This is a genomic window from Butyrivibrio sp., assembly GCF_017635265.1.
Lineage (GTDB): Bacteria > Bacillota > Clostridia > Lachnospirales > Lachnospiraceae > Butyrivibrio.
Genome location: NZ_JAGBLU010000050.1, coordinates 1 through 10,244, shown reverse-complemented (window position 1 = coordinate 10,244; position 10,244 = coordinate 1). Strand labels below are relative to the sequence as shown.

14 protein-coding genes are annotated in these 10,244 nt (G+C 42.0%); 12 read left to right on the top strand and 2 right to left on the bottom strand.

Annotated elements, in window-relative coordinates:
* Positions 1 to 357: 357 nt before the first annotated feature.
* The 4 genes from J6O61_RS06695 (at position 358) to J6O61_RS06680 (ending at position 2,847) form a co-directional block, all read left to right on the top strand.
* Positions 358 to 954 (top strand): DUF1349 domain-containing protein, encoded by a 597-nt coding sequence (locus J6O61_RS06695; RefSeq protein WP_292211138.1) that lies wholly within the window; start codon positions 358 to 360, stop codon positions 952 to 954.
* Positions 955 to 990: 36 nt separating this feature from the next.
* Positions 991 to 1,470 (top strand): GNAT family N-acetyltransferase, encoded by a 480-nt coding sequence (locus J6O61_RS06690; protein ID WP_292211136.1) that lies wholly within the window; start codon positions 991 to 993, stop codon positions 1,468 to 1,470.
* Positions 1,471 to 1,559: 89 nt separating this feature from the next.
* Positions 1,560 to 1,982: a hypothetical protein gene (locus J6O61_RS06685; protein WP_292211133.1), complete on the top strand. Its 423-nt coding sequence runs from the start codon at positions 1,560 to 1,562 to the stop codon at positions 1,980 to 1,982.
* Between the two features lie 136 nt (positions 1,983 to 2,118).
* Positions 2,119 to 2,847: a DUF134 domain-containing protein gene (locus J6O61_RS06680; protein WP_292211130.1), complete on the top strand. Its 729-nt coding sequence runs from the start codon at positions 2,119 to 2,121 to the stop codon at positions 2,845 to 2,847.
* 50 nt (positions 2,848 to 2,897) lie between these two features.
* Here the strand turns inward: J6O61_RS06680 and J6O61_RS06675 are convergent, their stop codons facing one another.
* The gene (locus tag J6O61_RS06675) at positions 2,898 to 3,113 is read right to left on the bottom strand and encodes a hypothetical protein (RefSeq protein ID WP_292211127.1); all 216 of its coding nucleotides are present in this window, start codon (positions 3,111 to 3,113) and stop codon (positions 2,898 to 2,900) included.
* 228 nt (positions 3,114 to 3,341) lie between these two features.
* Here J6O61_RS06675 and J6O61_RS06670 point away from each other — a divergent pair, with 228 nt between their 5' ends.
* The 8 genes from J6O61_RS06670 to J6O61_RS06640 all read left to right on the top strand — a co-directional run bounded on the left by J6O61_RS06670 (position 3,342) and on the right by J6O61_RS06640 (position 8,946).
* The gene (locus J6O61_RS06670) at positions 3,342 to 4,787 is read left to right on the top strand and encodes a hypothetical protein (protein WP_292211124.1); all 1,446 of its coding nucleotides are present in this window, start codon (positions 3,342 to 3,344) and stop codon (positions 4,785 to 4,787) included.
* A gap of 13 nt (positions 4,788 to 4,800) precedes the next feature.
* On the top strand, positions 4,801 to 5,235 hold the full coding sequence (locus J6O61_RS06665; protein ID WP_292211122.1) for a hypothetical protein: 435 nt from the start codon (positions 4,801 to 4,803) through the stop codon (positions 5,233 to 5,235).
* A 3-nt stretch (positions 5,236 to 5,238) separates the two neighbouring features.
* Entirely contained in the window at positions 5,239 to 5,562 is a 324-nt protein-coding gene (locus J6O61_RS19580; RefSeq protein WP_334299801.1) for a cyclase family protein, read from the top strand.
* Complete coding sequence (locus J6O61_RS19435) at positions 5,499 to 5,804, top strand: cyclase family protein (RefSeq protein WP_330613735.1); 306 nt, start codon at positions 5,499 to 5,501, stop codon at positions 5,802 to 5,804. Before J6O61_RS19580 ends, J6O61_RS19435 begins: the two co-directional genes overlap by 64 nt.
* Positions 5,805 to 6,338: 534 nt before the next feature.
* Positions 6,339 to 6,920, top strand: coding sequence for a TetR/AcrR family transcriptional regulator (locus J6O61_RS06655; RefSeq protein WP_292211119.1), 582 nt, complete (start codon positions 6,339 to 6,341; stop codon positions 6,918 to 6,920).
* A gap of 25 nt (positions 6,921 to 6,945) precedes the next feature.
* On the top strand, positions 6,946 to 7,434 hold the full coding sequence (locus tag J6O61_RS06650) for a hypothetical protein (protein WP_292211116.1): 489 nt from the start codon (positions 6,946 to 6,948) through the stop codon (positions 7,432 to 7,434).
* Positions 7,435 to 7,620: 186 nt separating this feature from the next.
* Positions 7,621 to 8,028 carry a flavodoxin family protein gene (locus tag J6O61_RS06645; protein WP_292211114.1) on the top strand — a complete coding sequence of 136 codons (408 nt, stop codon included), beginning with the start codon at positions 7,621 to 7,623 and terminating at the stop codon, positions 8,026 to 8,028.
* A gap of 252 nt (positions 8,029 to 8,280) precedes the next feature.
* Positions 8,281 to 8,946 (top strand): hypothetical protein, encoded by a 666-nt coding sequence (locus J6O61_RS06640; protein ID WP_292211113.1) that lies wholly within the window; start codon positions 8,281 to 8,283, stop codon positions 8,944 to 8,946.
* 5 nt (positions 8,947 to 8,951) lie between these two features.
* Here the strand turns inward: J6O61_RS06640 and J6O61_RS06635 are convergent, their stop codons facing one another.
* On the bottom strand, positions 8,952 to 10,046 hold the full coding sequence (locus J6O61_RS06635) for an acyltransferase family protein (RefSeq protein ID WP_292211110.1): 1,095 nt from the start codon (positions 10,044 to 10,046) through the stop codon (positions 8,952 to 8,954).
* Between the last annotated feature and the right edge of the window lie 198 nt (positions 10,047 to 10,244).

The window sequence follows — 10,244 nt, the reverse complement described above, 5'->3', positions numbered from 1 at the left end:
GTTTTTCATTTCAAGAGGCGTGCTTTAAAGCAGTTCTACCTGTACACCGGGGAACTGCTTTTTAAATACGGGAAGAACCCAGGAAAATATAAGTGATACACCTATCGTGATCCGCGTAAATGTTTGTATTTACGATTCTTCCTCTTCATCGAAAAAGAAGATCTCTTCGATGGTTCCCCCAAGGGTTTTTGCCACATCCCTAGAACAAATACATATTATAGTCTAAGGAATATAAATAACTATATCGGATAGATTGTTTCGTTATTGACGAAAAATCATACACTCGGGTATGATGAAATCAAATGCTGGATTTGTTATCAAAAGAAAGGGAGCAGTGATCATAGAAGGTGCAACAGTATGACAGAAAAGATGCAATGGATCAGAGAACCGGAAAACTATAAGGTTGAGGGTAACAGGATTGAAATAGTAACACAGCCTCATACAGATCTCTGGCAGAGGACATATTATCATTTCAGGAATGATAATGCACCGGTTTTTCAGTTTGAGACTGAAGAAAAATTCTTTTCCTTTGTTGTAAAAACAGATTTCAAAGAGAGCCATCATCGTTTTGATCAGTGCGGAATAGTAATGTACCTGGATTCGGAGAACTGGCTCAAAGGTTCTGTAGAATATGAGAATGAGAGCTTTCAGCATCTTGGCTCTGTAGTAACCAATCATGGATACTCTGACTGGGCAACTACTGCTATACCTGCTGAGGTTAAGGCGATGTGGTACCGATTTAGCAGACGTGAAGATGATTATTGTATTGAATGCTCCCAGGATGGTGTGAATTTCTCTCAGATGAGAATATGCCATATGTGGGAAGGTGCCGGAAAGATCAGATTTGGAGTTTATGCGTGTAGCCCGGAGGATTCAAGTTTTAAAGCAATATTTACAGATATGAAAATGATGGAGTGCCAATGGCTGGCTCATGATGGTCAACAGCCGGATTAAATTATAACTTTGAATAAATCGTGCTAAGGAGAAGCAATGAGAGTAAGAGAATATAATGATCAGGATTTGAAGGAGATAATCCGTATATGGAATGAGGTTGTTGAAGAAGGTATCGCTTTTCCACAGGAAGATACATTGGACATGGAAAGCGGAGCGGATTTCTTTACATCTCAAAGTTATACAGGAGTTGCAGAGGAAGATGGTAAAATTTATGGTCTGTATATCCTTCATCCTAATAATATCGGTAGATGCGGACATATCTGCAATGCCAGCTACGCTGTATCCTCGGATGCGAGAGGAAAGCATATTGGCGAACAACTTGTTAAGGATTGCCTACAGAAAGGCAAAGAACTTGGATTCAGAGTTCTTCAGTTCAATGCGGTAGTAGAGAGCAATATTCATGCAAGACATTTGTATGAAAGGCTTGGTTTTAAACAACTTGGAACAATCCCGGGCGGATTTCGTATGAAAGACGAGCATTATGAGAATATATGCCCATACTACAAGGAACTGTGAATTTTTTACGCTATTCTCTAAATATTTTTGGATGCTATGGGATTAATCAAAAATGAATCATTTACAAGGCACATACAGGGGGAGTTATTATGTCAAAATTGTTCAGATTTAAATGTCCACAATGTGGTAGGGTTCAGGATGCACCGGGTGATAAAGCTTGTTGGAAATGCCATACTATGGTGAGTCTTCCCCGGGATGGTATTATTCAAATCTACCGTATGCCTGCTTGTCTGGGGATAGGAAGCAGCATGGAAATATATATTAACAATATTTGTCTCGGATGTTTGAAATACGGAGATAGCATCAGGATTCCTGTGCAGTATGGTCACTATCATGTTCTAATGAAGTTTCTCGATTATAAACTGAGTAAATATAAAGGTATTGGTCAGGAGTTCGATATCACTCCCGATAACAGGATCGTGTATCTTAAGGCGGCACGCTGTATTCCGGGATTTATGACCAACACTGTGATTCTGGAACAGGCTTCTGCGGAAGAGATGCCACCGCTTTGACCAATGCGGAATCGTAATGTATCTTGACGGCAAGTATAACCTCCGGAGAATAGAAATCGCACAAATATATTGACATATGTCAGAAAAGATATATACTTATCTTGACATATGTCAATTTTGGTGTTTGGAGAAAACGATGGCAAGGACTACAAAGTGCAGAAAAATATGCAGTTTTCCGGACTTCTACAGTTTTGTACCCGAAGAAGAGGATGCGGGAATTATCCCGACTGTGATGATGTCGCTGGATGAGTATGAGACCGTGAGGCTTTTGGATTATGAAGGTCTCAATCAGGAAGAGTGCGCTTTGAGAATGGGTGTTGCAAGGACAACGGTCACTGCTATGTATGAGAGTGCCCGAAAGAAACTTGTGAGTGCTGTTGTTGAAGGTAAACGGCTTCGCATAGCAGGTGGCAATATCGAAATTGACAGGGATAGAAATGGGTTCAGTGTGGACCTGAAAAGCAAAGGAGATAAGACAATGAGAGTAGCTGTAACTTACGACAATGGAAACGTATTTGGTCATTTTGGAAGAACTGAGCAGTTTAAGGTTTATGATATCGAGGATGGAAAGGTAGTTAATTCTCAGATCCTTGGAACCAACGGAGAAGGATGCGGAGCGCTTGCCGGTATCCTGAGCATTGCGGATGTAGACGCTCTGATCTGCGGTGGTATAGGAGGAGGAGCTGTGAATGCTATTGAGGAAGCCGGTATTAAGCTTTATGCAGGGGCAAGCGGAAGCACCGATGCAGCTGTTGAGGCTCTGATCGCAGGAACACTTGAGACGATTGGTGAAGCAAACTGTGATCATCATGACCATGAGCATGGCGAAGGTCATTCCTGCAGACATGGAAAGTGTCACGAATAGAATGGAGTTGTAAATAGTTCAACAGAAGAAAAATGCCACAGTAGATGATATCATAGCTTTCTTAAGTACTGTGGAAACGGGCTGCGATCAGTAATCAAAAATGCACAGCCCATATCGCTTTTCATTTCTTTATGCATGGCAAAGTTATATTCGATGCCTCTTTTGGCATCTACAACAATGCATGCCAGATGTTCCCTGGGACCCATGACCATCTCGATCATATCATCGGTATCATGCGCTATCACAGTATCATATTTTTCAGACATGATCTCTGTAAAATGATCATATTCAGGACATTCGGGAAGCCTTGTTTCTTATTTCTTTAAAGCAAAACGATTGGCGAAATTCCATTAAATCACAAAAGACTTCGCTTGTTTTCCAACTGCCGAATCATGGTATAATACAGAGAATCCGGCGAAATTAATAAATTACGGGGAAACTAAGATGTATTATCCCCATTTTGCAAGGGCATAGGAAAAAGGAGAAATAGGATTATGGATAGAAATTTACTGGTTACCGTTATGATCGCGATCGGCGTAATACTTCTGATCGTTGTCGGGATCATTATGGTCCTCGATGGTTCCCGGAAAAAGAAGAAAATCTCCTCATCGTCCGGAGCTAAACAGAAAAGCTATACCTACAAAGGTGAAGAGCTTTGGGAGGCAGCGGCAAGGGAATACAGGCGGATTTCAGGGAAGCCCGGGGATGCAGAGCTGACGGAGGAAGAGAAGAAAAAGGTCTACGATTATACGATAATGCCGTTGTCGTATTTCTTCGGATGGCTTTGCGAGAGAGAACTGATCGGAGAGGGATTTGCAAAGGAAGTCGGCGAGGAGAAAGCGGAAGAAATCCTGGAGGGGATCAGGACCGGCAGGAGTACACCGCAGGAGGCATTGGCAGGTTTGGGTTATTATTTTACGGAAGACTGGATCAAGCCTGATGCGAAGCGCTTATTATTCAGTTATTTTAAGGCCGGTGAAGGCTGGTACGATTGCCGGGACGAACATTACCTCTATGATTATTTCGAATGCAACGGAGAGCAGGAAGACCGTTACTTTTGCATGGAGTATTCCCGGGAGATACAAAAAAAGATCTATAAACGTATCGATGAGCGCTATGTGAAGTTTAAGCCACTCAATTTGGAGGATTTTAGGATAACCGATTCCGACTGTGATGATGAGGAGAGTATCGGGAGTATACATTCCGACTTTTTTGATGCGGATCTGGAAGTTCGAAAATATGGCCGAAACCAATTTCCGGAGGATTATGCGCTGAAATGTGTAAAGAGTCTGGAACAGATGCCGCAAAAGGAATGGAAGCGTCTGGAACGCCGGATATTATCAATCTATGATGTAGACGAGGAAATGGTGAATATAAAAAATTTCAGAGCGTTTGAAATCGATTTATATGAACCGGAGTCGGAAGGGGACATTGCCTTTGCGATCAACGGGGGAACGGATTATGAGCCGGAACATGGCGTTTCCTTTACGGTAAGGAATGGCATCATCCTGGGCTGGGGGCATTCCATGGAGAGCGGCGATCCTTATGATGATGAGCTGAGCAAACGTTATGAGATATTAACGAGTGGGATTGATTTTGAGAGCGTCAAAGAGCAGAAGGATCTGGATGCACTGGTGGCAGAGGGAAAACTGATCCCTACAACGGCTCTGCCGGAGTGGCTTGGCGGGGAGGATACCGACAGCAACAGGATCTGTGTGACAGCGGATGCCTTTGAGCAGATGCAGACGATCTGGAAACGGCTTAAGGTGATCAAGGCATACGCAGCAATAATGTATCCTGATTGGGAGTTTCACGTTGGGACTGAGGTGACCTATTGTGAGGAAAAAGATGGTTCGAAAGCATTGATCCCTATGTGGATCTATTATTCTCATTCTGACCGTCCGGTCCGGATCATTACGAAGGTGGAGATCTGGGAGTAAATCAGAGAGTATTATGAGTGAATTGATCAATAATTTTTCAAACGATCCCATTGTTCAGGATTTTGGTTTTGCACTGATATTTTTTGTAGTCTTTGTGGTCGCCCAGTTCCTGACCGATCAGGTGCATGCACCGTACCACACTTTTGAGGACGGTGTGTTTACCGTTTATCTTTATGTTCCGGCAAGGAACGGTTCAAGATACCACGAATACCGTTTTGTCCATAAGGAGGATGGCAGACTTACTTATGTGTGTGACCGGATACATCCAAAATATTTTTTGATCGGTGCGGTGGCGTTGTTCGTTATTTATCTTTTCTTAAGGATATTTAAAGTTCCGCTTTTGATCTTATACGTACATGGGGGTTTTCTCCTCTGTCTGTTCCTCTCCACCGTCCTGTCGTTTCATCCGATCAGGGCGCGGATTTACTTAAAAAAACAGGGAGTATGAAAAATGAGAGTGATAGATTTAACACATGTGATAAAAGAGAATATGCCTGTTTACCCCGGAACAGAGCCTCCAAGACTGGATCCTCCCGCGTATCTGTTCCCAAACAGGACAACCCTGGATCAGTTCCCTCCCGAGCAGTTTATTGGAAAGGCGGTTGTGATCGACTGCCGTGATCTGCAGGAAGGGCAGCCCATCACCATGGCACAGATCCGTCAGGCCGGAGAGCTTGCTGCCAGGGCTGATTTTTTACTCTTCAATCTCGGATGGGACAAGCGCTGGGGGATGAGTCATATTTTGGCGATTATCCCTGTCTGGACGACGAGGTAATGGATTATATTCTGAACGGCAGCTTCAAGGGAATCGGATTTGATGTGATCGGGCTCGATCCGATCGCGGATGTTAATCTCACAAGACATAAAAAACTCTTTGCGGAGAAGGAAATCGTAAACATAGAAAATCTGTGTAATCTTGAACTGTGCGGTCCGGGGCTGTTTTGGTTCAGCTGTTTCCCTCTGAAGATAGCAGACTGTGACGGTTCCCCGATACGCGCCGTTGCGTGGTTCGAATAACGTGCAACGGATTTTGACATGATCGTTAAATGATGTTGACAGATTGCCAAGGCTGATTGGTAGAGTTGGGGTTTAAACCATATGCGGGATTAGTGTTATACATCAGCTTTTTCATTATGGCGGTGGTGGTCCGCAAGAGTGAAAATCGCACGAGGCGCATCACGGGCAATGTTATGCTTGTGGCATCTGTACCGGGAATTATCAATAATCTTTTTCTTTGCGCTGGCATTGACTGCTATCATCTGCGGGATTGTGATCCTGGTTAAAAAGGCGGGCAAGGTGATAGGCATTGTCAAGCTTGTGTATGGACTTGTGCTTATGGCACCCTCATGTTTGATCCTGGTTGCTGTGATGGCGTTTTGGGCGTCGTGAGAGGATTCATATTCAAAACAGAAGCTGCGAGAGAAATCTCGTAGTTTTTTTTCGTTAAGATTCTAACCCTGGTTTGACGTGTGAATATTTATATGATAATATTCACAATGAACATTTAAATACAAATATTCACGAACATTTTCCAAGAAAGGATCACTTAATATGGCCGGTGGTTTTACTGAAAAAGAAAGGGAAGAAATAAGACAAAAGCTCCTGCATGCAGGATATGAAATGAGTACCGAAATTGGTCTCAAGAAAATGACTGTTGCTATGATTGCCAGAAGTGCCGGCATCGCAGTAGGTACATTTTACAATTTTTATGCTTCCAAGGAAGAGTTTGTGATTGCAATGATCCGGGATACCGAAGTGAGATTTGAAAAGGAAATGGCAGCGCATTTCTCCAAGGATGGGACTATCACGCTGAAGAAATTTCTGGAGATTTTCCGCGAGAATTTCAAACCTGAGAACAACATACTTCTGCGGATGAAGCTGGATGACTGGGTATGGCTTAAGTCCCATATCACGGACAGTGCGTACTTCAATAAGACAAATGATATTAAGAAATATGAATTCATGTTTACAAAAATCAAAGGGATCAGACAGGATGCCGAACCGGGTGTGGTTGTCAATTTTATCAAGTCGATTTATGCCCTGTATCAGAACAGGGATACATTGTTTGAGGATTCGCTTCAGACGAATGTTGACCTTATATTCGAGACTTTATACAGGTATCTGAAAGCCTGATCTGAAAACAGAAAGGAGCAGAAATATGATATTAGCGGTTATCGAAGGAGTCCTCCTTAGTTTTACACTGCTTATGATCTGTGTAATAAGTATAAAAAACGGCCCGGAAGGAGGCGTTCATTACTACGAGAAGGATGTACAGGACAGAGTGGTAGAAATGGGCCTTTTGACTGAAAAGGAAATAAAAAGGAATAAGAGCCTGTTAGCTATACCTTTCTTTGTTATGATGATCATAGTATGTCCTGTCATGGTATTTTTTCTGAATGGGGCTTCAGGTTTTACGGAGGGATTCATTCATCTGCTGATTGCGTATATGATATGTAATTTATTTGACCGTATTTTCATTGACTGGTATTGGGTTGGCCATACAAAGGCGTGGATCATTTCGGGAACCGAGGACCTTATGCCCTATATTCCTAAAAAAGTGATGATTCGAAAATGGGTGATCTCTATGATCATGTATCCCTTATTTGCGGCCCTTCTTTCATTTATTTTTACGAAGTTTATAGTATGACATAATAACGGACAAGTGTTAGAGGATTATTGTTCGTTATTATTTCCGCATTCGGTGAAAAAAACCTGTTCTTGACATTATATATTGCATGCAATATAATTGTATAAAAGATAAAGGCTGTATTCTAACATCGACGTGGATAGGATTGAAGAGTTCATTAATGCATTGTTGTAAGGAGGTATTGCCATGACATATGCAGTAAGATATTACACAAAAACAGGAAATACGAAGAAACTTGCGGAGGCTATTGCTAAGGAACTGGGTGTGGAAGCGTTGCCGATCAGCGAACCCGTGAATGAGACTGTTGATTACCTGTTCCTGGGCAATTCATACTATGCATTTAATATTGATCCCGAAGTAAAGTCATTTGTGACATCTCTCGACAAAGAAAAGGTTGGAAAGATCGTTAATTTCGGTTCTGCGGCACTGCTGAATTCAACTTATAAGAAAGTAAAAGAAGCAGCCGACAAGGCCGGCATCGCCATGGATGAGAAGGAATTTCACTGCAAGGGCGAGTTTAAAGGAATACATAAGGGCAGGCCTAACGAAAGCGATATTGCTGCAGCAGTTCAGTTTGCTAAACAGTATAAATAGAGCTACTGCTCACTGGGCGAACTCAGGATGCTTCTTGTAGAATTCTTCTTTATCCTTGTACATCCGCTCGTCTGCAAGACGCATTACTGCCCGGATATGGATATGGTTATTGGTGTAAAACGTTTGAAGAATTTGAGGAAATATCATAATATTTTATATGTAGGGAAAATATTCTGATTGAGAATCTTGAAGCATACGATATCAGAAGTGCTGAAGAAATGAAGGACAGGAGTTTTGACCCCAGGAGATTCTATGGATAAACCTTCTATGGAAAATAATTCTATGAATAAGAATAAGAGTGGCGCATTACCTGTTTTAGCACTTGTTTTTTCGTTCCTTTTTCCTGTGGTCGGATTCATATTGTCCATTATCGCATTAGCGAAAAAATATGAAAAAAAAGGCCTGTCAGTTGCGGCGCTGATCATATCCTTCTTATGGACAAATATCATAGTCTCCGTGATATCGGTTATCATAGTGGTTATAGGGTTGTCTGTAGGTTTGGGCAGTATGGTCGTAGAGGATTTTAAAACCTATGAACAGAATGAGATGAATAATGTCGAAGGGAAAAAACTGACGGATTATTACTATAACAGCCCTATCGTATCCGCAAGATATTTTCACAAAGAAGATGGCGTACTTGTATATGAAGACATTCCCGAAGATCAGATAGAAGATCTGGTCGAGACCCTGGACTCATTGACGATAGAGCAAACACGCGGGCTGCATGTTGATTATTATTACGGCATGCAGAGAGGAGTTGAATGTACTCTTGAAGATGGCACTTACTTTACGTTTGACGGAGAACGTCTGGAGTACTATTCAGGTGACGAAATCCCCACGGGCAGATTTTTATATCTGGACAGACCTTTTGATGAAGCAATGGACGAGTTTTTTGAAGCCCATAATGGCTGGGAATGAGCCGGTTATTTTTTCCCTTTCTTCCATATAAGCGTCATCAGTAGATTCAGTCCGTACGCGATGGGAATAGTCAGCACAAGCGATACCAGTACATAAAGAAACTGGTTTTTAATATAAAAGACCGGTTTCGTCGCATCGTTAACAAAGGCAAATCCGAACATCTGAATAAACAAAGTATGCACAAGGTAAAATTCCAGGGTAAATTTTTGAAGGAATCTCATAACCGGATTGCCTATGCGTATCTTCATGCCAAGTAACAAAATAAAGCATACAAAAGTTGCCGCGCTGATTACCTGTCCGATCAATTCTCCCCAGAAATGTCCCTTATCCGTATAATGACTGCCGAGAAGCACGATGATTGTAGAGTAATAGTTGGCAAACGCAAATCCACAAGCGGTAATCACGAAAGATAAGATCAGCCACAGCGGATATGCCTTTTTGAAAAGGGCAAGCATTCCATCCTTATGTCGCGCTGCGATAATGCCCAGCAGAAAAAGAAACGGTGTGTTGTACCACCAGGTCCCGGGGCTAAAGAAACCACATAAAATGAAATGCAGTATCGTTCCGAAGATCATCACGGCCATGGACAGCCAGTCTTTTTTTATAATCTTAAAGCACAGATAAAATAGGGCATAGAAATAGATCACTGCCACCACATACCAGACATAGGTGTAGGTGTTTAGCCACACCGGCTTGTCAATTGGTACCTTTCTAACTTTTTCGATCACAAAAAAGATCAGCCACATAATGATTGTCGGTGTCAGAATAGGCATAATCCGGATTTTAATAAAATGGCCAAAGAATCCTTCCTTGAAATGTGCTGTATATACGCCGTAGCCGGAGCAGAAAAAGAAAGTTGCCACACACAGGTATCCGATAAAGACAAAGGGATCCAGGCCGTGATGGATATTAGATGCCATAAGCCAGGGGGCACAAGTCCTTTGTGATGCATGATGAAAAAGGATCAGGATCGAGCAATAGCCAAGGAATGCTTTGGTATGAGAGAAGGAAAGCACCTCTTCATTCCATTCTCCTTTTTTGCAAAGATGGGCACCCCAGAATAGAAGTACCAATAGGGCAGGATAAAATATTATATGCATAAATAGGCCTCGTTATTTTTGCGGATAACTGAAAAATTTCTTCTATAAGTATAAGAGTATCATTTGGGACGTGTAACAGAGTAAAGAATTAGTTGGAAAAATAAATAAAATAAAGAGAGTAATCTAGAATCCTTTGTTACAATGAATTTGACACAAACACCGAAAAAGGAGGATTACTCTCATGAACATTGTAGCACT